This window comes from Akkermansia sp. UBA7090, assembly GCF_002493465.1.
GTDB classification, from domain to species: domain Bacteria; phylum Verrucomicrobiota; class Verrucomicrobiia; order Verrucomicrobiales; family Akkermansiaceae; genus Akkermansia; species Akkermansia muciniphila_A.
Genome location: NZ_DKYW01000028.1, coordinates 1 through 23479, shown reverse-complemented (window position 1 = coordinate 23479; position 23479 = coordinate 1). Strand labels below are relative to the sequence as shown.

At 52.2% G+C, this 23479-nt stretch carries 16 protein-coding genes and 1 pseudogene; 10 read left to right on the top strand and 7 right to left on the bottom strand.

Going from position 1 to position 23479, the window contains the following annotated elements:
- Window positions 1–78 precede the first annotated feature (78 nt).
- From B3075_RS09605 to B3075_RS09590, 4 genes are all read right to left on the bottom strand, one after another.
- Complete coding sequence (locus B3075_RS09605) at window positions 79–774, bottom strand: YggS family pyridoxal phosphate-dependent enzyme (protein WP_290487778.1); 696 nt, start codon at window positions 772–774, stop codon at window positions 79–81.
- Between the two features lie 10 nt (window positions 775–784).
- Window positions 785–1342 (bottom strand): YqgE/AlgH family protein, encoded by a 558-nt coding sequence (locus tag B3075_RS09600; RefSeq protein WP_290487780.1) that lies wholly within the window; start codon window positions 1340–1342, stop codon window positions 785–787.
- A 114-nt stretch (window positions 1343–1456) separates the two neighbouring features.
- Window positions 1457–2314, bottom strand: a complete 858-nt coding sequence (locus tag B3075_RS09595; protein ID WP_290487782.1) for a L,D-transpeptidase — start codon at window positions 2312–2314, stop codon at window positions 1457–1459.
- A 10-nt stretch (window positions 2315–2324) separates the two neighbouring features.
- Window positions 2325–3842 (bottom strand): cellulose synthase family protein, encoded by a 1518-nt coding sequence (locus tag B3075_RS09590; protein ID WP_290487784.1) that lies wholly within the window; start codon window positions 3840–3842, stop codon window positions 2325–2327.
- 134 nt (window positions 3843–3976) lie between these two features.
- Here B3075_RS09590 and B3075_RS09585 point away from each other — a divergent pair, with 134 nt between their 5' ends.
- The 4 genes from B3075_RS09585 to B3075_RS09570 all read left to right on the top strand — a co-directional run bounded on the left by B3075_RS09585 (window position 3977) and on the right by B3075_RS09570 (window position 10166).
- Window positions 3977–4867: a hypothetical protein gene (locus B3075_RS09585; RefSeq protein WP_146021556.1), complete on the top strand. Its 891-nt coding sequence runs from the start codon at window positions 3977–3979 to the stop codon at window positions 4865–4867.
- Between the two features lie 15 nt (window positions 4868–4882).
- Window positions 4883–5269, top strand: coding sequence for an ApaG domain (locus B3075_RS09580; RefSeq protein WP_290487788.1), 387 nt, complete (start codon window positions 4883–4885; stop codon window positions 5267–5269).
- 588 nt (window positions 5270–5857) lie between these two features.
- Window positions 5858–8866 carry an AAA family ATPase gene (locus B3075_RS09575; protein WP_290487790.1) on the top strand — a complete coding sequence of 1003 codons (3009 nt, stop codon included), beginning with the start codon at window positions 5858–5860 and terminating at the stop codon, window positions 8864–8866.
- A 1-nt stretch (window position 8867) separates the two neighbouring features.
- Complete coding sequence (locus tag B3075_RS09570; protein WP_290487792.1) at window positions 8868–10166, top strand: McrC family protein; 1299 nt, start codon at window positions 8868–8870, stop codon at window positions 10164–10166.
- Window positions 10167–10570: 404 nt separating this feature from the next.
- On the opposite strand, the gene B3075_RS09565 is transcribed toward B3075_RS09570, so the two are convergent.
- Window positions 10571–14086, bottom strand: a complete 3516-nt coding sequence (locus B3075_RS09565) for a DEAD/DEAH box helicase (RefSeq protein ID WP_290487794.1) — start codon at window positions 14084–14086, stop codon at window positions 10571–10573.
- 302 nt (window positions 14087–14388) lie between these two features.
- Here B3075_RS09565 and B3075_RS09560 point away from each other — a divergent pair, with 302 nt between their 5' ends.
- The 6 genes from B3075_RS09560 (at window position 14389) to B3075_RS09535 (ending at window position 20470) form a co-directional block, all read left to right on the top strand.
- Window positions 14389–14874, top strand: a complete 486-nt coding sequence (locus B3075_RS09560; RefSeq protein WP_046435560.1) for an Lrp/AsnC family transcriptional regulator — start codon at window positions 14389–14391, stop codon at window positions 14872–14874.
- Window positions 14875–14901: 27 nt separating this feature from the next.
- Window positions 14902–16071, top strand: a complete 1170-nt coding sequence (locus B3075_RS09555; protein WP_290487796.1) for an aminotransferase class I/II-fold pyridoxal phosphate-dependent enzyme — start codon at window positions 14902–14904, stop codon at window positions 16069–16071.
- Between the two features lie 13 nt (window positions 16072–16084).
- Window positions 16085–16864 (top strand): type II CAAX prenyl endopeptidase Rce1 family protein, encoded by a 780-nt coding sequence (locus tag B3075_RS09550; RefSeq protein WP_290487798.1) that lies wholly within the window; start codon window positions 16085–16087, stop codon window positions 16862–16864.
- Window positions 16865–16908: 44 nt separating this feature from the next.
- A complete protein-coding gene (locus tag B3075_RS09545) occupies window positions 16909–17571 on the top strand; it encodes a YdcF family protein (RefSeq protein ID WP_290487800.1) in 663 nt (220 codons plus the stop codon).
- A gap of 83 nt (window positions 17572–17654) precedes the next feature.
- Window positions 17655–19232, top strand: coding sequence for a glycine--tRNA ligase (locus tag B3075_RS09540; RefSeq protein WP_290487802.1), 1578 nt, complete (start codon window positions 17655–17657; stop codon window positions 19230–19232).
- A gap of 407 nt (window positions 19233–19639) precedes the next feature.
- The gene (locus B3075_RS09535; protein ID WP_290487804.1) at window positions 19640–20470 is read left to right on the top strand and encodes an aldo/keto reductase; all 831 of its coding nucleotides are present in this window, start codon (window positions 19640–19642) and stop codon (window positions 20468–20470) included.
- Window positions 20471–20704: 234 nt separating this feature from the next.
- On the opposite strand, the gene B3075_RS09530 is transcribed toward B3075_RS09535, so the two are convergent.
- Both B3075_RS09530 and B3075_RS09525 read right to left on the bottom strand, forming a co-directional pair.
- Window positions 20705–23119 carry a tetratricopeptide repeat protein gene (locus tag B3075_RS09530; protein ID WP_290487807.1) on the bottom strand — a complete coding sequence of 805 codons (2415 nt, stop codon included), beginning with the start codon at window positions 23117–23119 and terminating at the stop codon, window positions 20705–20707.
- Window positions 23120–23172: 53 nt separating this feature from the next.
- Window positions 23173–23479, bottom strand: a pseudogene (locus B3075_RS09525) (hypothetical protein); the annotation flags it as partial.

Sequence of the window (23479 nt, the reverse complement as noted above, 5' to 3'; positions counted from 1 at the left end):
GAAATCAGGTCTCCGTCCGGGCTGTTCCGGTTTTGCGGAACAAACCTACACGCCGCTTTTCCTTCTGTCCAACTAAAATCACGAAGCGGGAGCGTACGAGCGGCCGCCGAAAATGGCCGTCCCTACGCGGACGAACGTGGCTCCTTCCTCGATTGCCGTTTCAAAGTCATGGCTCATGCCCATGGACAGTTCCGTCAGCGCGGTTCCCCTTCTGCCGGACAGCGCTTCCTTCAGCTCCCGGAGACGGCGGAAATAGGGCCGCGCCTCCTCCGGATTTTCCACCGGGGGAGGAATGCACATAAGGCCGGCGATTTCAAGGTGATTCAGAGCGGACAGCTCCGGCCATTCCCTTTCCAGGGTTTCCGGGGAGAATCCGAATTTGCTGTCTTCATCCCCGACATTCACTTCCAGTAAGATGCGGGGCCGTTTTCCCGTTTCCTGGGCCACGGTATCTATGAACCGGGCCAGGCGCAGGGAGTCCACGGCATGGATCAGCGTGAAATATTCCAGGGCCTTGCGCACCTTGTTGCGCTGGAGGGGGCCAATGAGATGCCATTCCGTATCCGTAGGAAGGGAGGGGATTTTTCCCAGTCCCTCCTGGACCTTGTTTTCGCCGAAAACGCGCTGGCCCGCATCATGGCATGCTTTCACATCCTCTGCGGGAAAAGTTTTACTGACGGCGACGAGGCGGACGGAACCCGCCGGGCGTCCGGCGCGGAGTTCCGCTGCGCGTATGCGGGAGAGAATATGTTCCAGATTTTGTTGAATGCTCATGATGGGTGGTTCAGTTCAGAGATGGCTGCGCGGGCGCGTGGCTCATGATATGGTGCAGGGGCGAAAGCCTCCGCATGGCCATGGCCCAGACCTTGGAAGAATCCGTTTCCAGACAGATGTCCGGCACCATGGGGGAAACATACCAGGCGCGGTCATTCAGTTCCCGGCGCAGCTGGGGCGGCGTCCACCCGCTATGGCCTACGTAGGCGCGCAGGATGGCGCGGGGATCTTCCAGGTATTCCAGGGCCTGTTCCTCTTGCAGATGAAACTGGACGCGCAGTTTATCCTCCGTGCGGATGAAAGCGGCGAAGATGAGTTGGTTGCGTTCTACGGGCCCTCCCTTGAAGATAGGCACAGTGTAAAGGGATTCCGGGATTTCCGTATGGCGGGCTACGTCCCCCACATTCATGCCGGCCGGATGATTCAAAATATGGCCGATGACAAATTCCTTCTCCGCCCTGCTCAGGAAGATGACGGAATGATGGAATCCGGCGCCATCCAGGTAGGGTGCGGCAATCAGAAGGTGTCCCGCCAGGTTTTCATTGCTGATATCTTCATGTTCCATCATGGCCATAAATCTACGTTACCAAATGTGACGGAGGCAGGCAACCATGCGTTCAAACGGCCATGTCAGGAGACGGCGAAAACGGAATACCGGAAAAACAGGCGGGAAGATGAGTTTTTACCCGAGTGTATAGCGAGCCCCCCTGGCGGAACGGACGGCAACCCTGGAATTTCCGGTCGTCTTGCGGGATGCCGCCCTCCTGGAGGAAACGGATTTCCTTCCGGCTGATGCCGTCTGCCTGCGGGAAAGGGCGACGGCGGGGGGACGGGAAACCCTGCGGCGGTGGGAAATGACGGAGGCCGTATTGACGTTCTCCATGCGGTCTGGAGCGGAAGCCATGACCAGCAGGGAAGAATCCTGCATTTTTTCCGCCTGGGCCAGAGCTTTCAGGGAGGCGTCAATGGAACAGCGTTCAATCACGACCGGGTCTCCGGTCCGGAGCAGGTTGAAGGCTTCATACACGTCATTGCTCTTCATCCGGACGCAACCGTAGGAGGCGGGAGTGCCGATGGTGCGTTCCTCCGCCGTACCGTGGATATAAATCAGGCGCGAGTGAGCGTTCCGGTTACGGGGTTCCAGACCTTCCAGCCACATGATGCGCGTGACGATGGGGTCCCGGCCCGGAGAATTGGGCGCGACGCATTCCCCGGTGGGCTTGCGGCTTTTAAACACCATGCCCTTGGGCTGCCCGCTGCCGATTTTGGAAGCGATGCGATGGGCTCCCAGCGGAGTGCGGCAGCTTCCCTTTTTGTCTCCCAGGCCGAATTTGGAAGTGCTGACAGGGTAGGTTTTCACTACCCGGCCATGACGCATGACGGCCATTTTCTGGTCCCTGACGCTGACGACCGCGCCGTCTTTCACGATGGCGGTGGGCTCATAATCCGGACGGGAACAGGATGCCAGTACTCCGAACACAGCGAAAGCTGCGCCGGCGAGTTGAATCAGGCGTGCTGCTTGCGAGAGAGGCGCAGGCATGGGAAAGGCGTCAGTTCTTGGCTTTGGCAGTTTGCTTGGCGGGCAGCAGGTTGGAAATCATGCGGCCCAGGGAACAGAATCCTGTGTAATAGAAACCCAGGAAAGGAATCATCAGGATGGGGGAAAGGTAATGGCCCTGGCGGATCATGATGATGATCAGGTTCAGGAAGAAAGTTCCGCAGGCGATTTCCAGAACGGGGATGACGACGGATTTAATGGCCCGGTATCCGTTGCGTTTGAGCTGGGAGACGTGCCGGCGGTCTTCCTTCCGGTCCACGCCGTATTTGGGCGTGCGGACGAAGGCGGACTGATGGCCGAAGATGGCTTCCAGAACAGCCTTGGCGTTGTTGACCGCCATGCCCACGCTCAGCGTGAGAAGGAGGGGGAGGTACGGCAGTTCCTTCCACCAGGATTTGGGACGCACCACGATTTGGGCGCTCATGTAAAAGATGCAGACGGCCACGCTGGTCATGAAGAACAGGGCCACATTCACAAACCACATGAAGACCGTTTCATTTTCCGGAATGCGCTGCGTGCAGATGGGGTACACCAGGAAGCAGAGCAGTGCCAGGAGCAGGTAGGAATAATTGCAGGTGAGGTGGGTGGTGGCTTCTACCTTGGCTTTAAGGGGAGCATTGGAGCGCCAGATGTCCAGCAGGATTTTCTGGCAGACCTGAATGGAACCCTTGGTCCACCGGTGCTGCTGGGATTTGAACCCGTCCATGTCCACGGGAAGTTCCGCCGGGGTAACGACGTCGTTCAGGTAGATGAAGCGCCAGCCCTTGAGCTGGACACGGTAGGAAAGGTCCATGTCTTCCGTCAGGGTGTCATGGGACCAGCCGCCCGCGTCGCCGATTACGCATTTGCGCCATATGCCCGCAGTGCCGTTGAAGGTAAAGAAGCGGCCGGAACGGTTGCGGGCCGTCTGTTCCATGGCAAAATGGCCGTCCAGGTACATCCCCTGGATGCGGGTGAGGAGATTGTATTCACGGTTGATGTGGCCCCAGCGGGTTTGAACGAGGCCCACGTTTTCATCCGTGAAGAAATGGATGGTTTTTTGCAGGAGATCCGGTTCCGGAACGAAGTCTGCGTCCAGAATCAGCAGGAATTCCCCCTTCGCTGTTTTGGTGGCCGCTTCCAGCGCGCCTGCCTTGAAGCCGGTGCGGTCCGTGCGGTGGATGCAGACGGCGTCAAAGCCGCGGGACTTTAATTCCTCCACCTTGCGGCAGCATTGTTCCGTGGTGTCGTCTGTGGAATCGTCCAGAATCTGGATTTCCAGCTTATCCTGCGGATAATCCAGAGCGGCTACGGATTCCAGGAGGCGGTCCACGACGAACTTCTCATTGAACATGGGGAGCTGAACCGTCACGACGGGCAGTTCCTGGAAGCGCGCTTTGGGCTGGGGCTTATTATTGCGGTTTTTCCAGTACAGGTAAACGATGCTCAGGCGGTGGAAGCCATACCCCGCCAGGCCGACGAGGACCAGAAGATAGCACAAAAGCCAGATAAAATTGTAATTTAAAGACATGCAGGGGGCACAAAGGGGGTTGGTATCTTTTTGCGTCAGGGCAGGGGGATTTCCTTGACGTGACGCCCGTATAGGACACCATAGGGCGAGAGTCAAGACATATTCCGTTTTGCTTAACCTTTTCGAGTGTTGTTATGAAGAGATTGTATCTGCTGGCCGCAGCTGTATCCGTCACGGGGGGAATGGCGTTTTCCGCTCCAAAAGAAGAGGCCCCGGAGAAGGAGGCGGCAGTACTGGATGCGCAAACGCCGCCGTCCGGCAAGCAGGACCAGCCGACCGTTCCGGAACGCCTGCTGGACGACTCCCACATGAATGAGGAGCTGGGCATCAACGAATTTACCGCGCCGTCCATCCGCAAGATTTTTGAAGATTTGGAGGGGCTCCCTGAAATACCGGAAAAGGTGGCCCTGCGCGCACGTCCGGAGCGGCCTCCCATGGACCGCTGTTCCCTGGCTCTTCAGCTGGGCGGCATGATGGCGGACGGCTTCGTAATCGTGCAGTGCGGCAAGATGAACGAGGTGAAACCCATTGCCCTGGATCTTTCCAGCTATGCAAAGGCCATTGGAGCCGGAGAAAGGGTGAACCGCCACGCCGCCAGCCTGCTGAAAAATGCGGAAGACGGGGATTTGAGCAGTTTCAAAAACAATTTGGCCCTTATTCAATCCGATGTGGAGCAGGAGCTTGCCTCCCTGCGGGATTCCGATATGGCGAACCTGATCGGCCTGGGGGGGTGGATACGCGCCCTGGATGCTGCTACCGCGGCTCTGGATAACAAATTTGCGGAGGACAAGGCGAAGGTCATCTTCCAGCCGGATGTCCCGGAATATTTTCACTATATTCTGGACGGGGTAGAGCCGGAAATGAAAGAACGCCGCGACATTGCCAAAATCATGAACCTTCTGACGATCTTGCAGGAGCAGATGACGTTGGCTCCGGACGCCAGGCCCGCCAAGGCGGGCGTGGAAGCCATCCGCAAAACGACGCTGGAGTTGATCAAGGCGGCTCTGGCCCCTGTGGAATCATAATTCCTCTCCGGAGGCATGCCGCATATGGTTCTTCCCCTTTTAACCAGTCTGGAAGTGCGTCTTACTCCGCGCGGCCTGTACCTGCGGGATGAAAAACTGAAACGGATGGTCCGGGATGATGGCTGCGTTCCCGTGCCTTACAACGTAAGCATTTTCAATACGGGGGACGGCGCCGTGCGTATCATCGGCAAAAAGTGGACCGTCCGTTCTCATGGAGACGGAACGCAGATAATTGAAGGGGACGAACTGTTCGGTTCACGCCCCCTGTTGTGCCAGGGGCAGATTTTTGCGTTCAACGGCCTTCAGATGCTGCGGCTGCCGGCGCGCATCCAGCTGACCCTTCTTGTCCGGGACGAGGCGGGAATCCTCTATCATACGGATCCCGTCAGCCTTAAATGGTGAAATAAAGAGCTTCTCAAATCCTACGGGGTCTCATAAGCAAGTAATTTGAAAAATTACAATTATTTCATTTATCATACAGGATCGAATAACAAGAGAATAGCATTATATGATATTTGAAGCTGGATATCAGTTGTTTTGGCAGATTTAATAAGCCATATATCATAAAAAAGTAAAAAGAAGAATTGATTTATATAGTAAAATACGTCCCTTTCTTTTATTACGATTCTTATTGCAAACTATTAATTACTGCAATGTATCTTGACATCAGGACATTTTTGGAGATTGAAAATATTACTTCAGTGATTTTGATTTATGATTCTACCCTATGGAATTATTAGCAGGAGTATGGCGGGTGAGTATGAGAGATATCGCAGTTTAGATAGGCTAAAATGTCAAAAATGAGTAAAATTTCGAAATTGTTTGAATTTGTTATTTATTTTATTTTCATGAAAATTCTATGTTAAACACACCAAAACAACACTTATGATGAATTGTATTTTGGCGATACAGAGAGTAGTCAAATCTTGTGCGAGGAAGAACGAATCTGTAAAGTGAAGAGCATGAGATGAATTGGTCAGATATCGGAAGATGCAAATAAATCCGTTGACAAAAATAATTAAGAGCAGAAGATATATTGAAAAACCTGTAAAATACAATGCTAATCCAAATAGAGAAATAAAGATGTTCGAACGTAAAAATTTCATGGTATATGTGGGTGAAAAAAGTGGCGCTAGTTACGTCAGTGGGTTAAGCAAAATTGAAGAAATCTACAAGGTTAATGTCGATGCTGAATTTAGCAAAGATGAATGTTCTACACTTCTTGATCGAATAAAACATGATAAAAAGAGGACAGATTTGGAGCCAAAAGAGCGGAAGAAGAGAAGTGACTGGGCATCCCATTTGAAACGGTATATTGCATTCAGGACAGAAATTACCCGGATTGTTCCCTCTGTTCAAAATTGTTCTTCCAGCTTAGACTGTGATATAATTCATTTTATTATCGATAAATATAAGTCTGATTTTTTAACGATAGATAGTCGTGAACGCTACAAATGGAAAGCTATTGGCTGGTATAAACAACAATGGGACATAGATGCAGTTGATTTTTCAATGATGCTGGCATCTGCCTTTGAGAAAGCAGGCAATCTGCTTTCAGCGAATATGTATTGGCCTTATGATATGATGGTGGAATTTGCGGAAGCGAACCCCGAAGCTGTTCGGAAACTCTTTCGAATGCTTTACAATGAAAATATTCCACTTGCAGAGCGTTATGCAGCTTTTCGTGAAGGGTTTGAAGGCTATGCTAAGCCGTTGGGTAAAAAACATTATCAAGATCTTCATGCTATTTCAGTATATTTGTCGTTTGAATACCCTGAAAAGTATTTTATTTTTAAGATGAAAATATTCTCTATTTTCCGAAAACGTGTTGGATATGCAGTGGAAAAAACAAAACAGCAATCTTCCGTCTGGAAAGTAGAAATTTATACTCAGATGTGTCAACTGATTTTAGATGAAGTTCAAAAGGATTCGGAACTTATCCAAATGAGCAAAAATCGTTTGGATGATAGCTGCTATCAGGATGAAGCGTACCACTTGCTCACAATGGATATTGTTTTTTTTGGAGGGATGTATATGTCCGAATCTGATTTTAAGAACAATAGTCAGGAAACTGCTGCATTGAGTTACTGGCCTGCTTTGGACGAATACAATCCCGGAATTACCGCGGATATGTGGGCCTCAGTCTTAGATGATGATACTGTCACCTCTCCCAAAAATATGGATATGTTTCGAAAAATGCTGGAACTGGGCGGAGAAAGTACCTGCGCTCATTTAGCTGAAGTATACGGAAATACTTATGGATACTATAACAGGCTGGTAACCAGTTTCGGCGAAAAGGTGAAAAAGAAGTACAACTGTCCCGATTGTGTTGATCGAGAAGATGATAGAACTGAACGAAATCAAGTATGGGTGATTCCTTTTGTTGGTCGTTATGTCACCGAAAACGGAAACAAACGTTATTCTTGGAAATTGCGTGATGAATTGAAAGAGGCACTTATGAACATGGATATTACAGAGGTTTCTCTGGAGGAAAAAAACGTAACCGATGTTGGTTTGAACACTATCTTTTACGGTCCTCCTGGAACAGGCAAAACTTATCACACGGTTATTTACTCCGTTGCAATCATTGAAAATAAGAAATGGATTGAGATAGAGAAGGAAAATTACTCTGATGTGTTGGAGCGCTACAGTAGATATAAGGCAGAGGGAAGAATTGAATTCACGACTTTCCATCAATCTTATGGATATGAGGAATTTATCGAGGGTATTAAACCTATTCTTACTTCAGAAGATGGTATTGATGGGGAAACAGGCGATATTCAGTATAGTGTGCAGCCTGGGATATTTAAAAAATTCTGCGAGAAAGCACAGCATCCGAGTACATTAAAAACGAAAAACTTCTGTTTTAGAGAATCCCCGAATATCTGGAAAGTATCCTTATGGGGAACCGGGAATAACCCTGTCCGTTCGGAGTGCTTGAAAAATGGCCACATTCGTATTGGATGGGACGATTATGGGAAGGACATTACAGATGAAACCGATTTTGATGATGGTGGTAGAGTAGTTCTGAATGCCTTTATGAACCGTATGCAGATCGGTGATATTGTGTTTTCGTGTTACAGCTCTACTACGATTGATGCCATCGGCGTTGTCATGGGTGAATATGAATGGCATGATGAATACGATAACCTGAAACGGTTGCGAAAAGTGAACTGGATTGTGAAAGATATTCAGGAGAATATACTTTCCATTAATGGCGGAACTCCCATGACATTGGCTTCAGTTTATCGTCTGTCAAATGTGACGGTTAATGATGTATATCAGATTATTGAGAAATATTATTCTGTTCCACTTTCACCTGTAACCGATAGTCATGACAACAATTATGTTTTCATCATTGATGAAATCAATCGTGGTAACATTTCAAAGATTTTCGGTGAACTAATTACCTTGGTTGAACCGATAAAACGCTGGGGAAATTCGGAAGGTATGAAGGCTGTGCTGCCCTATTCTCAAAAGTCTTTTGGTGTACCGAAAAATGTATATATTATAGGTACCATGAATACGGCGGATCGTTCCATTTCAATCATTGATACAGCTTTGCGCCGCCGATTCTTCTTCAAGGAAATGTTACCGAATCCTGATGTCTTGGCAGATGTAAGTGTAAAAGGTCTGTCTGTCAGTAATTTGCTTACTCACATGAATAAACGGATTGCTGTTTTGTATGACAGGGAGCATACTATTGGTCATGCATATTTTATGCCGCTGAAAAAAAATCCGACGATTAAAAAACTGGCTGAAATTTTTACAAATAACATTATTCCTCTCCTGCAAGAATATTTCTATGAGGACTATGAAAAAATCCGGCTGATACTTGGCAACAAGTTTATTGCTGTTAATACTGTTAATTCGAATGACTTGTTTGGTCAAGAAGATGTCGATTTGGATGATGGGTGCAGCTATGAGATCAACTATGCTGCATTTGATGACATTGAATCCTATCGTTCCATTTTAAATGTAAAGGAAAACGAGGTATAGAGTGAACTCTTTTTATCAAATCAAAGAATATGATTCGTTTATTTCTGATAAAGAAATTGCTGGATATAAGACTTTGCCTGAGTCCATTTTCCATCAACTTGAGGATTTTATTCTGACTAATCGCAGCAAGGATACCGATGCACTGGAGTTGATGGGACTTTCTGCAAAAAAGGGTATTGGAAAGGTGATCACGGCAAAAAATTATGTCGGCATTATTACACTGAATAATGGGATAACCATTGAAATCTTGCCCAAAATTTACTCGGCAAGTGTGGACGACAATTTTGGTACCAGAACCAAACGGGTGTTGATCGATATGCTGAAAACGCTACGGGAAATACCATTTAAATCTTTAAAAAATTCTTTTGTGAATATTGAAAAAATGGATATTTTTGAAATATTTATTAGAATGTTTGTGAACGAGGTGTTCTTCATTGTCAAGCGTGGTCTCAAATGCAGTTATGAAGCAATCGCAGAGAACACTACATTTTTTAAGGGAAAGATACTGTTTTCAAAGCAGGTCAAGTTGAACCGTTTCCATAAAGAGCGAATCTATGTTGAATATGATGCATTTACCGCCAATCGCCCGGAAAATAAATTGTTGAAAGCAACACTGATCTATCTTTGCAAAAGGACTACATCTTCAAAAAATAGAAGTGATATAAAAAGTTTGCTGGGTGTATTTTCAAATGTGGAGGCTTCTGCTGACTACAAAGGCGATTTTGCTAAGTATATAAGTGATCGAAACATGAAGGATTACAATACCGCATTGATGTGGTGTCGGGTATTCCTGATGGGCAAGAGTTTTACTTCTTTTGCAGGATCGGAAATAGCACTTGCGCTGCTATTCCCAATGGAAACACTTTTTGAAAATTATGTCGCAGCTATACTGAAAAAGAAACTTTCCAGAAGTGACTTTACAGTTTCAGTTCAGGACAGAACTTATCATCTATTCAATGAGCCTAGTAAGAAATTTCTGATGAAACCGGATATTGTGGTTAGACGTAAATCTGACGGAGTTTCTTTTGTGTTGGATACCAAGTGGAAGATTCTTGATGCTGGAAAAGTGAATTACGGTATTGCTCAGGCTGATATGTACCAGATGTTTGCCTACCAGAAGAAATATGGAGCAGAATGCGTTATGCTGCTTTATCCTGAAATAGAGAAGAGACCTCTGGAAGATGATATCGAATTTAGATCAGATGATGATGTAATTGTTCGAGTTCAATTTATTGATTTGTTTAATGTAAAAAACAGTATTACAAAGATTATACAACAATTTGAGGTAATAACTGTTTAATCATTTGGCAACAAAGATGTGTTCTCTTTGCGCTGTTTTGCAGCTATCATTGCGAATTTGTCATCAGCGAACGGGTTTATTAATCATTCACTTCTGATTAAGTTTGAAAGATGAATAGCATGAAGAGAACGTTGTGTAGATAAAGGAATAGAGTAAATTTTATCCTTCACTCATTTTGCTCACGATGACCTTGTTGAGGAATGTTTTCCCAGAACCTTGTTATTTCTCTATTTTTACAGAAACGGGTGATCTTGCCGTTTTCATGCCGAGATATTATAAGTACCCAAAAGCATTCTCATGTGACTAAAACCTTATCTAGACGATGAAGTGTAGACAACTTTCTTGCCGAATGGAGCTGTATGTAATGAATCAATCCGAGTTAAATCCATCAAGATGCTTCCGGGTTAACCTTCTTCATCATCCCCGTGGTTGAGGATGAAGTTCAGGTCGTCAATGCCCAGGCTGGAGGTAAAGCCTTCATCTCCCAGCACGTTGGCGACGAGCTGGTTCTTCTGATGCTGGAGAATGCGGATTTTTTCTTCCACGGAATCCTTCGTCAGGAGGCGGTAGGCAATCACCTTGTTTTTCTGGCCGATGCGGTGCGTACGGTCAATAGCCTGGCTTTCTACGGCCGGGTTCCACCACGGGTCATACAGGACGACATACGAGGCGGAGGTAAGGTTGAGGCCGGCGCCGCCGGCTTTCAGGGAAAGCAGGAAGACGGAGGGATCCTTGGTCGTCTGGAATTTTTCAATTTCTCCGCGGCGGTCCTTGGTCTGGCCGGTGAGGTAGTTAAGCGGCCTGTTTTCCGCTTCCAGCCTGTTCTTGATGATTTCCAGCATGGAGACGAACTGGGAGAAGACGAGCACCTTGTGCCCTTCTTCCCGGAGCTGGTCCAGCAGATAGAAGAGGGCCGTCATTTTGGCGCTGTCTTCCTTGGCGTATTTGGGGTCCACCAGGCCGGGGTGGCAGCAGATCTGACGCAGGCGCATCAGGCCCTGCAAAATGGCGAAGCTGTTCTTTTTGACGGATTCATCCGAATCCAGACCGAGCAGGGCCTGCTGAATGCGGCGGAGTTCCGCCTTGTACAATTGGCTCTGGATGCCTTCCATTTTGGCGTACACTTCTTCTTCCGTCCTGGGAGGCAGGTCTTTTGCCACCTGGGATTTGGTGCGGCGCAGCAGGAAGGGTTTCAGGCGCGCGGCCAGGCGGTTCTGGCTTTGCGGGTCCTTGCGCTTGTCAAAGCGCTTCTTGAAGTAGGAGCGGGAACCGAGGACGCCGGGCATGGAGAAGGCCATGAGGGACCACATGTCCAGCAGGCGGTTTTCAATGGGGGTGCCGGAAAGAACGAGACGGTTGTAGGAAACGATTTCCCGCGCCGCCTTGGCTGCCTTGGAATCCGGGTTTTTGATCTGCTGGCCTTCGTCCAGAATGACCGTAAGCCATTTGATCTGGTTCAGGGTTTCCCCGCAGACGCGGAGCTGGGCGTAGTTGACCACGACCATGTCGTAGTTCTTCTTGATGTCTTCCAGATTGGCCTGGTCCTTGCTGCGGATGACGAGGACGCGCACGCCTGGCGCAAATTTTTCCGTTTCTCCCGCCCAGACGTCCAGCACGGATTTGGGGCAAACGATAAGAACCGGAGGAATGACGGCTTTTTTCTTGGATTTGTTTTTGCGGGCGAATTCTTCACGCAGCCAGAGGACGTAAGTGATGGACTGGATTGTTTTACCCAGGCCCATGTCGTCCGCCAGAATGCCGCCGAACCCGTTCGTGGCAAGGTAAGCCAGGAAGTGGAACCCTTCCACCTGATACGGGCGCAGGGTGGCCTGGAGCTGGGAGGGAACGTCCGGCTTGACGTCGATCTGGATTTCCGCGGTACGGTCTTTGATGCGTTTCCATGCCTTCGGGTCGAATACTTCCGCGGCTTTCGGGTCCGCCAGCTGCATGGCGTGCATGCGGTGGGTTTCTCCGGAAAGATCGAAGGGATCCAGGCCCAGGCGGGTAACGGCGTCGCGCTGGTCGTTGTCCAGCTTAATTTCCAGGCGCATCCATCCTCCGTCGTCCATGCGGACGTAACCGCCTCTGGCGGCGACCAGGGCGCGGATTTGTTCCTTGGAGAGCTGGACGCCTTCCACATCAATGACGATGCGCAGGTCAAACCAGTCGATTTCCTGGTTGACTACTTCAAACCGCACGGCGGCGGCCACCGGATCCGCCAGCAGCGTCTTGAGCTTGTCGTCCATATTGACGGTCAGCTCTTCCGGAAGCTGCTTGGCCCATTCCGCGAATTTTTCGGGGAACTGGCGGGTGACGCGGGCCTTGAACGCGCCCACCTGGGGATCGTAGGAAAAGCCCATTTCTTCCAGCAGGCCGGGAATGGGATAAAGGTGCTCCCGGATGAAACGCAGCAGAACTTTGTTCTTCATGGGCTCCTGATGGGATACGTCCCAGCCGTCCTTGCCGAGTTTTTCCGTGCGGTAGCCGGAAGCGTCCCTGGCGCTTACTTCGCAGAGCACATGTTCCGTTTCCGCGGAGGTGAGGCCGCGGACGATTTTCATGTCAAAGGTGCCGCGCAGGTCAATGTCCACCACGCGGTCTTCCATGCTGGGGGGCAGGGAAGCGCCTATTTTGCGGAGGAATTCCACCCCTTCAAGGCTGTCGATGACCTGCTTGGGAATGGAGTAGCGGGGTTCCACTTCCGTGCTTTCCAGCCAGCGGGGAGGGCCGGGGAAAACGGTTTCGTCAGACTGGTACAGTTCCTGCTGGCCCGGAAGCTGCCGGACGGAGTGGGAGACGTTGATGCCGGTGGACGTAGCGAGCTGAAGAGCGTAGCAGTCCGGTTCAATGGGATCGTCCTGGCAAATCCATTTGAGCGGTTCGTCCACCACTTTGAAATAGTTTTCATCAAGGTTCACCAGGTAGCCTTTCAGGGCGGGCTGGTGGAAAAGTTTGTTCATCAGGGCGCATGCGGCTTCCTGGTCCAGGTCCAGCGTCAGGGCGTCTTCCTCACGGGCGTAGTCGGACAGGGAGACGAGCAGGATTTCCGTCTGGGCGTCCATGCGTACGGCGGCCCGTTCATGCAGATTTTCCAGATGTTCCAGATCCTGTTTTTCCCGGACGGGAATCCAGTCCTGCTTCAGGGAATGGCGGTATTCGAAATGCCCCTCGTTAATAGTGGAAACAAGCCTCATGAACAGTTCTCCGCGGGGCGGCTGCGGGGGGCGTTCATTCACGGATTGGATGCGGTCGTACCAGGTGCCGACTTCACGGGAGCGCTCCCACTCATGAATCTTGCGCTGTACCTTTTCCAGATCCGTAATGGAGTCCATGAATTCCGGATAAGGCAGGCGTTTCTTGTTGAAAGCGTAAGCAATGTAATTCCAGAATTCGAGGATGTTCGTGGGAGGCACGGGCCACAACTCCAGCGGGTCATAGCTGACGATTTCCCATCGGGGATTCAGGCGCACCATATCATGGTCGTGAATCTCCTGTTCAATGGCGAAACGGCGGTAGCGCTTCTCCAGTTTGCTGACGTAGTCCGCTTCCTTGTCGTCCAGTTCGCGGCCCAGTTTCTCTTCCAGAATATCCAGAAGGGGAACATCATTCAGTTCGTTCGGGGACTCCGGAAGATCCTGGCCGCGGTACATGCGCTCCAGCATGGCGGCATACATGGCCGCTCCGGCGAGGTCCTCGTCTTCCGTGGAGCATGCTCCGAACCACCTGTTGCCCTGAAGGCGCAGATTTACGCGGTGCACGCCGTATGCGTCTTCCACGCGGCCCTGAATATATAAATGATTGCCGAAAATTTGCGTGACTGCGCCATCTTTCTGGAGTTTCTCTCCGCGCAGCCGGATTTCTTCCGGAAAGGCATTGAGAAAGTTCAGAGTAGCCCTGTCCGGGTTAAGTGCCATGCTCATAATATCAAACTGTCATATAAAAATTGGAAACAAGCGTACCCGGTCAGGGGACGCCACAGGTCTATGCACTTTACTATGGCACAAAAAGCGGATTAGAGCAACTATTCTCTGAAAATAATTCCGGAGGTTGTTTGTGGTGATGTGTTTATTATTGGATGACAAATTGTTATGTTTATGTGAAGAAGGTCGATTTTGGAAGAAAACGAACATATTTTATCATCTTGGAAAGAAAAGATGTCAGTCTTGCGTAACATGATTCTTGACAGGTTCGTCGTAAAAGCGTCTTTTATGCCTGAAATTTTATGTCCTCTGCATCACTTCTACAGTTACTGGCGACTCAAGCCCGCTTGAGCGATGGCGAATTGGCCGAACGTCTTGACATGACTGAAGAAGCCGTGCGGGCCCAGCGGGAGCAGTGGGAGCAGGAAGGCGTTATCCTCGGATACCAGGCTGTAGTGAATGAGGAATATGAGCACGACAGCAAGGTGGCTGCTTTCATTGAAGTGAAAATGACGCCTGAACGCGACGGCGGTTTTGACCGCCTGGCCATGCGCATCTCACGGTTTGACGAAGTGTCCTCCTGTTATCTGGCAAGCGGAGGTTTTGACCTGCTGGTGCTGGTGGAAGGAAAAAGCATGCGGGAGATTGCCCGGTTTGTGGCGGAAAAACTTTCTACGCAGGAAGGGGTGTTGTCCACTTCCACACACTTTCATCTGAAAACCTACAAGAAAAACGGTTGTGTGTTCGAAGATCCCGTGCAGACCGAACGCCTGGCCGTCGCTCCGTAATCCTCTGCCGTTACGAAAGGAATCATTATGAACTGGCAGAATAAAATAGCGGAGCAGGTAAGCTCCATACCCCGTTCCGGCATCCGGGAATTCTTTGACCTGGTTACGGGGCGGACGGATATTATTTCCCTGGGCGTAGGGGAGCCGGACTTCGTGACGCCGTGGAACATACGGGAAGCGGCCATTTACTCCCTGGAAAAGGGTCATACCTCCTATACATCCAATTACGGGTTGGAATCCCTGCGCCGTTCCATCGTCAAATACGTGGACGGATTTTTCCACGTCAACTACGATCCCCTGCGTGAAGTGCTGGTGACCGTAGGCGTAAGCGAGGCCATAGATCTCGCTCTCCGTGCCATTCTGAATCCGGGGGATGAGGTTCTTTACCACGAACCCTGTTATGTTTCCTATGCCCCCAGCGTCAATATGGCCTACGGCGTAGCTACCGCCGTTCCTACGAGCAAGAGGGATCTTTTCGCCCTTAACCCGGAGGTGCTGGAAGCGGCCATTACCCCGCGGACCAAAGTGCTGATGCTCAACTTCCCGACTAATCCTACCGGAGCGGTGGCCCCGGTGGAAACCCTTCAGGAAATTGCCCGCATCTGCATCAAGCACGATCTCATGGTGCTGACGGATGAAATTTACAGCGAACTGCGTTATGACGGCAAGCCGCATGTTTCCATAGCTTCTCTGCCGGGGATGAAGGAACGCACGCTTCTGCTGCACGGCTTCTCCAAGGCATTCGCCATGACGGGGTTCCGCTTGGGTTATGCCTGCGGTCCGGAGCCGCTCATTTCCGCCATGATGAAAATTCATCAGTATTCCATGCTCTGCGCCCCCATTACTTCCCAGGAGGCGGCCATTGAAGCGTTGGAAAACGGGACATCCGCCATGTTGAAAATGCGGGAAAGCTACCGCCAGCGCCGGGATTATCTGGTGAAGCGCCTTAATGAAATCGGCATGGACTGCCACCTGCCCGGCGGTGCGTTCTATGTCTTCCCGGACATTTCCAAATTTGGCTTGACCAGCAAGGAGTTTGCCACCCGGCTGCTGATGGAGAAGCAGGTGGCCGCCGTGCCGGGGACCGCCTTCGGCGCGAGCGGAGAAGGCTTCCTGCGCTGTTGTTATGCGACCGCCTTTGACCAGATCAAGGAGGCCTGCAACCGCATGGAGCATTTTGTGAAAACTCTTTCCTGACCCGGCAGTATTCATGAACTCCGTGATGGAGGCTCTGAAAACAAAGGCGTATGTGGCGCCGTTTGCGGTATTCATGGGCTTTACCCTGGTATGGCAGTTTGGTGGCCCGTTTCTGGAATGGGACCACCCGGCCGCGACCTGGTGGAGAAGGGCGCCGGAACAATGGCTGTACCCCGTTCAGGCGATCGTTTGTTTTGCCCTGGTTTTCCGGTGGAGAAAAGCCATTGATTGGGATTGGCGGTGGAAGCCCGCCGCCTGGGGAATTCTGTTCGGCGTGCTGGGTATCCTGTGCTGGCTGGCTCCGACCATGATAGCGGACCGCCTGCCCGGAGGCGCGGACGCCTGGTTTGGCCATCCCTCCTGGCCCTGGTACCGGTATCTGCTGGGAATTGACGCGCGTCCGGAGGGGTTTGATCCGGGCATCGTCTTCCTTACGGATTCCTGGAGCTGGCTGGCGGCCCTGGTGCTGCGTTTCTTCCGTGCCGTGGTTGTGGTGGCTCTGGTGGAGGAACTTTTCTGGCGCGGCTATCTGATGCGTTTGATGGTGAATCCGGACCATCCCTGGAAGGTGCCATTCGGCGCTCATAGCTGGAAGGCATACTGGGTGACTACCCTCTGTTTCATGGCGGTGCACCAGCCCGTGGACTACTGCGGCGCGTTCGTTTACGGTTCCCTGGCGTATCTGCTTGCCGTCTGGCGGAAAAATCTGTGCGCCGTGATCGTGATGCATGCGGCGGCGAATGCGCTGCTGGGCTGGGCCGCTCTGGCATGGGGCAAATACGGATTATGGTGAATCCGGCGTTTACAGGGAGAAATTTCTTGAGTACATAAAAGCTGATGACTCCAGAGGAAGCCATAGAAATTTTGTGGGACTACCATCACGTGAAGCAGGTGCTGCATCCGGCGGAACTCATTTTCATTCTTGGCAGCAATGACATAAGGGTGGCGGAATATGCGGCGGAACTTTATGTCCGGAAGCTGGCTCCCCTGTTGCTCTTTTCCGGCGGGATGGGGCGTTTTACGGGGGAATGGGCCGTACCGGAAGCGGAACTTTTCGCAGAGGCGGCCATGAAGAAGGGCGTGCCGGGGGATTGCATCCTCATTGAAAACAAATCCACCAACACGGGAGAAAATGTCCGCTTTTCCCGCGCTGTCCTGGAAAAAGCCGGCATTCCGGAACCATCCAGCCTCATTGCCCTGCAAAAGCCCTATATGGAACGGCGCACGCTGGCTACGCTCCAGGCCCAGTGGCCGGAAGCGCGGGTGGCGGTCAGCTCCCCTCCCTTCACGTTCAGGGAATACCTGACCGGGGAACTGCCGCAGGAGCTGGTTGTCTCCGCCATGGTGGGGGACTTTCAAAGGATACTGGAATATCCTAAACAGGGATTTTCCACGGAACAGCCTGTGACTCCGGAGGCGATGGCGGCATTCCGCACGCTGGTGGAAGCGGGTTATGGTTCCCAGCTGCTCAAGGGGGTTCCCCTCCCCTGGAATTCTTGAGAAGACACGCTTTTTGCTTTCACTGAACGCTGATTGCGGGCATCAATACAACCCGCATAGCCAACCCAATTATATAACTCATCATGGCAGACAGAACCAACACAGACCCCGCCCGAATGGAAAAAATCGTGAGCCTCTGTAAAAGGAGGGGATTCATCTTCCAGTCAGCTGAAATTTACGGCGGTCTGAACGGTTGCTGGGACTATGGTCCCATGGGGGTGGAACTCAAGCGCAATCTGAAGGAATACTGGTGGCGTAAAAATGTGCAGGAACGCGAGGATGTGGTCGGCATGGACGGTTCTATCCTGACGCATAACTCCGTACTGGTGGCTTCCGGTCATGTGGGCGGATTTTCCGACCCGATGTGCGATTGCCTGTTGACCAAGGAGCGCCTGCGTGCGGACCAGGTTCCGGCCCAGAGCGGCATGGGGTTTTTCTATACCGGAGCCGCCAAAAAAGACGGTTCCTGGAATATTGAAAAGAAGTACTCCGTTCTGGTGGAATCTGAAAAACAGGCGGACAAGGCCCGTAAGACCGCGGCTCAATACTATGCCCAGCTGGCCGGCAAGGATGTCTCTTACAAGGACATGGAACTGAAGGGCGAGTGCATGGAAACCGTAACGGATTCCACCATGTATAACCCTGCCAACGGTTCCCTGCTGACGGAAGCCCGTGAGTTCAATCTCATGTTCAAGACGACCATTGGAGCTACCTCTGATGAAAACGATCCCAACGCTACGGGCTGGCTGCGCCCGGAAACGGCCCAGTCCATTTTCTGCCAGTATAAAAACATTCTGGACAGCTCCCGCGTCAAACTGCCTTTCGGGATCGCCCAGATCGGCAAATCTTTCCGCAACGAAATCAACCCGAGAAACTTCACTTTCCGTTCCCGCGAATTCGAACAAATGGAAATTGAATATTTCTGCCGGCCGGAAGACGGGCTGCGCCTGGTGGATGAATGGCTGGAACACCGCCTCTGCTTCTATGACGAGGTGGGGGTTCCGCGCGAACACATTCATATTTTGGATGTGCCGGACGGCGAACGCGCGTTCTACTCCAAGAAAACCTATGACCTGGAGTATGAATTCCCCTTCGGCATCCAGGAACTGGAAGGCATCGCCTACCGGACGGATTATGACCTGAGCTGCCATCAGAAAGGTTCCGGCCGTCCGCTGGAATACTTTGATGAAGAGACGCGGGAGAAATTCATTCCCCATGTGGTGGAGCCTTCGGCCGGTTGTGACCGCACCATTCTGGCCATCATCTGCGAAGCTTACGATGAAGAGGAACTGGTGGACGACAAAGGTAAAAAAGATGTCCGCACGGTGCTCCGCTTCGTGCCCCGCATGGCCCCGATCAAGGCGGCCATCTTCCCTCTGCTTAAGAAAAACGGGGAACAGGTGCGTATTGCCCGGGAAATTGAAAAGACGCTTCAGCCGTGGATGTCCGTCTTTTATGATGAAACGGGAGCCGTCGGCCGCCGTTACCGCCGCCAGGATGAAGTGGGTACTCCTTTCTGCATTACGGTGGATTTTGAAACGCTCGGAGAAAACGATGCTTCTCTCAAGGGGACGGTGACCATTCGCCACCGCGACTCCATGAAACAGGAACGTGTTGCAATTAACGACCTGCTGCATTGGCTGATTGCCCGCGTGCGTTAATGTTTTTTTCAGCGGTTTGAGGCCGGAAAATGCCTTCAGAGCCGTCCCGTTTACAGCGGGACGGCTTTTTATTTCCCAAATAGCAGCGGAGAAAGGGGGCTTGGATGGCCAATATCGAAAGTGATTTTTCCGGAAGAAGGCCCATTGTTCCGGAATCAGTATGACAGGAGGCTGGCGCATTTTTTGATGCGGGTATGCCCGGCGGGAAATGGGTGCTTTTTACACGTTCGCGAAAAGCATATTGAATGAAATTTTAATGAGAGTTATTGACGGCCTGCCAGCAGAAAAGGAAGATGACGGACGAGGCGGTTCGGAAAAAACGTCCTGATTTTTGAGCTTTTTTTCTCATCTGCTGTCAAAGGTTTATACAGCATGGAATGATGCGATCAGGTAGAAAGAAGATATTAATGATGGAACATTCAGTAATTTTTCCGGACCATCGGAAGGTTTGCGCCCTGGGGCAGGGAACCTGGAAAATGGGAAAATCAGCGTTGAGGGAAGCCGATGAGATAGATGCTTTGCGTGCCGGCATTGAGCTGGGCATGAGCGTAGTGGATACGGCAGAGATGTATGGCAACGAGGAAATGGTGGGAGCGGCAATCCGCGGATTGCGCGACCGGGTGTTCCTGGTTACCAAGGTGCTGCCCGGCAACGCCAGCAGGACTGGAACCAAAGCGGCCTGCGAACGGAGCCTGAACAGGCTGAAGACGGACTATGTGGATTTGTTTCTGCTCCACTGGGGCGGTCCCCATCCCATTGAAGATACGGTTGCCTCCATGGTTGAGCTGCAGCAGGAGGGTAAGATAAAGGCCTGGGGCGTGAGCAATATGGACGTTCCGGAAATGGAGCGGTTTTATGCCGTTCCGGGGGGAGCCTCCTGCGCCGCCAACCAGATTCTTTATAATCTGGCCCATCGCGGCGTGGAGTACGATTTGCTGCCGTGGTGCCGGGAGCGTCACCTTCCCGTGATGGCCTATTCGCCTGCGGATGAAGGGCGGCTTTCCCGCAATCCGGTGCTGATGGGGATTGCGCAGAAGCATGAGGCCACCCCGGTGCAGATTGCCCTGGCCTGGATTCTGCGCCGCCCCGGAATGATTGCGATCCCCAAGGCCGGCTCCGTCACGCATGTGCAGGAGAATTACCGGAGCCTGTCCATTGAGCTGACTGCGGAAGATGTGGATTTGCTGGATGAGGCTTTTCCGCCCCCGGTCAGCAAGGTTCATCTGGATTCCTGGTAAACCGTGACGCCGTCCGGCAGTCGGAGTGAAACGGGGCGCGCGGATTTTCCTGACGCATATCCGCAAGGGGGGGCCGGATATTTTTATTTGAAAAGAAGAATGTGCTGTTTTCCCGTTCCAGCTTCTTCAGCAGGAAAGAAGGCTGAATGCGGCTGTGAGAAAGCCGCCCTTCCGGGGGAATACGGCCATTCCCGGAGAGGCGGCTCCAGAAAAGGGGCGGGAAGATCAAAAGCGTTACAGCGGCTGCGCATCCGTCCTGGGTATCCAGACAGGCGTATTCTGGAAGGTGCTGGCGTAGTACCAGGAGCCGCGTTCCGCGCGCAGGATGAGCGGGGTGGATTCCGGCAGGGTGATGAGCGCCGGGCTGTTCATGTCCGCTGCATGTCTGCCGGGCGTTTTTTGGGTAACGACCAGCAACCGGTCCGCCGGAATGGATTCCGGGGTTTCCGGGTACATGATGTAGTTCATGACAGCCGCTACGGTGACCAGCCCGCTCAGGGTGGCCAGAATGGTCAGCAGCGCCCCGTGTTTGCGGGTAACGGTCAGCAGGGCCAGGAAGGTGAGCATGACGGCCCCGGACAGGATGGCTATGGGGCCGAGCGTATCATGGCTGATGTAAGTGAGCCACTGGTTTTCCGTGGTATTGGCGGGCAGGATGGCTCCCTCCTTGCGTTCAATGAATTGCAGGTTGTATTCAGCTTCCGTGAAGTATGGGGAGAGTTCCAGAGCGCGGCGGTAATTGAGGGCGGCCAGTCCGGGCTTGTTCATGCGGTAATAGGAATTGCCGATGCCGAAGCAGGCGTAGGCTCGTTCTGACCTGGAAAGCTCCGTATTGCCGCTTTCCTTGCTGAAGTAGTCGATGGCTTTGGCGTATTCTCCCTGTTCATAGGCTTTTACGCCCAGGTTTTCCGTTTCCGACGCGTTTCCGGCTGTTCCGGCCAGAGACAGGGCCAATACGGCGGCCACCATGAGAACGGGAAGCTTGGCGATGGCTTTTTTAATCGCCTGGAGCATGCGCTGGCGTTCCGCGTGCGGCAGTTCGTCCGAGGATTCCGAAGGCTTGAATGCCCTGTCGTCCCGGAGTTGAAGGATATTTTTCATTTGTTCATTCTGCTTGGAAGGAGGAATATAGGATTCAATAAAGTTGCCGGCGGAGCGCAGGAATTCCGTGGAGCTTGCCTGGCGCGGAGCGGAGGCGAGCCTGCGGAAGGCTCTCATGCGTTCCCTGGCCGTGAAGCTTTCCTTCCGGATTTTCCGGATGTAGCGGATCAGAGCCATTCCCAGCAGGACGACGGCGGGGATGTAGACCAGGAAATACCATCCCCAGTGAGCCGGAGCGGTAAGGGCGTTCATAACGGCGGCGGGCATGATTCCGTAAATATCCGTCATTTCCGCTACCGGAATGGCGCCAGCCGGGGGGGGAGTGGCGGGAGCGGCGCCTCCGGCCGCCGTTCCTGTGATGACCGAGGCCTTCCATTCCAGGGGAATGGGGGCAGTCGTTACGGTTTTGTACTGCTGCGTGCTGGGGTCAAAAAAAGTGAGTTCAAAGGGTGGGATGGCATCCGTCTGGGCGACCGGGCGCATCATTTGCTGAAATTCCACGGTTCCCTGGATGGAACGCGTATTCTGGCCCGGATCCAGCTTGTTGGGAGGGTAGAGCTTCCAGTTGGAAGCGTCCGTGAGGGCCGGGCAGGCGATGCTGTGGATGTTGCCTGTTCCTGTTACCCTGATTTTCACGGTAATGGGTTCATTGGCGCTGAGATCCCGCGCATCCGTGGTGGAGGAGATGCGGAAATTCCCTACGGCATTGGTGAAGGAAGCGGGAGCTCCCTGTGGAAGTTCCTGGGCCGTGATTTTTACTTCCGGAATAGCCATTTCCACCAGCACTTCCGAACGGATGAAGTTGGCGATGAGAGGATCCGCCTCCGGCAGGGCGGCGCGGGCCGTGACAGCGCCGGATGCCGTTACTTCCCCGGCGCGCAGCGGGAACAGGGTGCTCTGGAAGGTCATGACATTCCAGTTGACGCCTTTATAAAGTACGGAGCCACGAGGTTGGCCGCGGAGCAGTTCCACCAGCGTGGGTTCAAAGCGCCAGGTAGCCAGGTTGGAGGTGGTAATGGCGGGCGCCGTGTATTCCAGAATGTATTCCGGAGCATAAATTTTCAGTTCGCAGCGGTCCGGCTGGTGGACATAGGGCTTCTGGTTGTCCACATGCCAAAGCATGCCGTACGGAACTGCTGTGCCGTTCAGGTTCAGCGTATTCCATTTGATGGCGCTGTACGGGTAGACAGCCAGAGTCTGGGGAAGCGTGGTATAGGTGCGGCCATTGTTGGCCTGCAGGGTCAGGGAAGGAATTTCCACGGTGCCCACTTCGTCCGGCGTCACTTCAATGGCCATCAGGAAGGCAGATTGGTTGGGGGCCCCCGGCCAGCGGATGTAGTTGCCCTGGCTGACCCAGCGCAGGCTGGCGCCCTTGACACGGGGAAGCGGATCCTGGCGGGCGATGCTGCCGTCCGTCAGGATGATGAAGAGACGGGTTTGTTCTCCCGGCACAACAGCGTCGGACAGCCAGGTGGTAACCACCTGCTGAGCCATCAGCGTGACAGTCATGCAGAAGAAAAGCGAAAGAATGGCGAGCAGTTTTTTCATTGTATTGCGGGATATGGTTAAAGGGGTGGCATCGCGGATGCGGGAGGAACGGGTTAATAATCCTTATCCGGAGGAATTTCCGGCGAACGCTGGGGAACGGGGCAGCCGGGTTCAATGTCCCTGCGTTCCATCAGGATGGCTCTTGCCTCCCGGCGTTCTTTTTCCTCCCTGCTTTCCTGTTGCGCGGCTACCGGAACGGGCTTGTCCCCTTCCGGCTGGGGCTGCGGTTTTTCCATGCCGGGCGTTTCAGGAAGCCTGTCTTTTTCCGGGGAGGAGGGAAGACGGGCGTTTTTCATTTCATTTTCGTCCTTCTTGCCTTCCTTGGTTTCGGCGTTATCCTTGTCTTGGTCCTTGTCTTGG

Bases quoted from the DNA above. Each gene is read 5' to 3' on its own strand.
- B3075_RS09605 (WP_290487778.1), bottom strand. From the start codon at position 774: ATGAGCATTCAACAAAATCTGGAACATATTCTCTCCCGCATACGCGCA.
- B3075_RS09600 (WP_290487780.1), bottom strand. From the start codon at position 1,342: ATGATGGAACATGAAGATATCAGCAATGAAAACCTGGCGGGACACCTT.
- B3075_RS09595 (WP_290487782.1), bottom strand. From the start codon at position 2,314: ATGCCTGCGCCTCTCTCGCAAGCAGCACGCCTGATTCAACTCGCCGGC.
- B3075_RS09590 (WP_290487784.1), bottom strand. From the start codon at position 3,842: ATGTCTTTAAATTACAATTTTATCTGGCTTTTGTGCTATCTTCTGGTC.
- B3075_RS09585 (WP_146021556.1), top strand. From the start codon at position 3,977: ATGAAGAGATTGTATCTGCTGGCCGCAGCTGTATCCGTCACGGGGGGA.
- B3075_RS09580 (WP_290487788.1), top strand. From the start codon at position 4,883: ATGCCGCATATGGTTCTTCCCCTTTTAACCAGTCTGGAAGTGCGTCTT.
- B3075_RS09575 (WP_290487790.1), top strand. From the start codon at position 5,858: ATGCAAATAAATCCGTTGACAAAAATAATTAAGAGCAGAAGATATATT.
- B3075_RS09565 (WP_290487794.1), bottom strand. From the start codon at position 14,086: ATGAGCATGGCACTTAACCCGGACAGGGCTACTCTGAACTTTCTCAAT.
- B3075_RS09560 (WP_046435560.1), top strand. From the start codon at position 14,389: ATGTCCTCTGCATCACTTCTACAGTTACTGGCGACTCAAGCCCGCTTG.
- B3075_RS09555 (WP_290487796.1), top strand. From the start codon at position 14,902: ATGAACTGGCAGAATAAAATAGCGGAGCAGGTAAGCTCCATACCCCGT.
- B3075_RS09550 (WP_290487798.1), top strand. From the start codon at position 16,085: ATGAACTCCGTGATGGAGGCTCTGAAAACAAAGGCGTATGTGGCGCCG.
- B3075_RS09545 (WP_290487800.1), top strand. From the start codon at position 16,909: ATGACTCCAGAGGAAGCCATAGAAATTTTGTGGGACTACCATCACGTG.
- B3075_RS09540 (WP_290487802.1), top strand. From the start codon at position 17,655: ATGGCAGACAGAACCAACACAGACCCCGCCCGAATGGAAAAAATCGTG.
- B3075_RS09535 (WP_290487804.1), top strand. From the start codon at position 19,640: ATGATGGAACATTCAGTAATTTTTCCGGACCATCGGAAGGTTTGCGCC.
- B3075_RS09530 (WP_290487807.1), bottom strand. From the start codon at position 23,119: ATGAAAAAACTGCTCGCCATTCTTTCGCTTTTCTTCTGCATGACTGTC.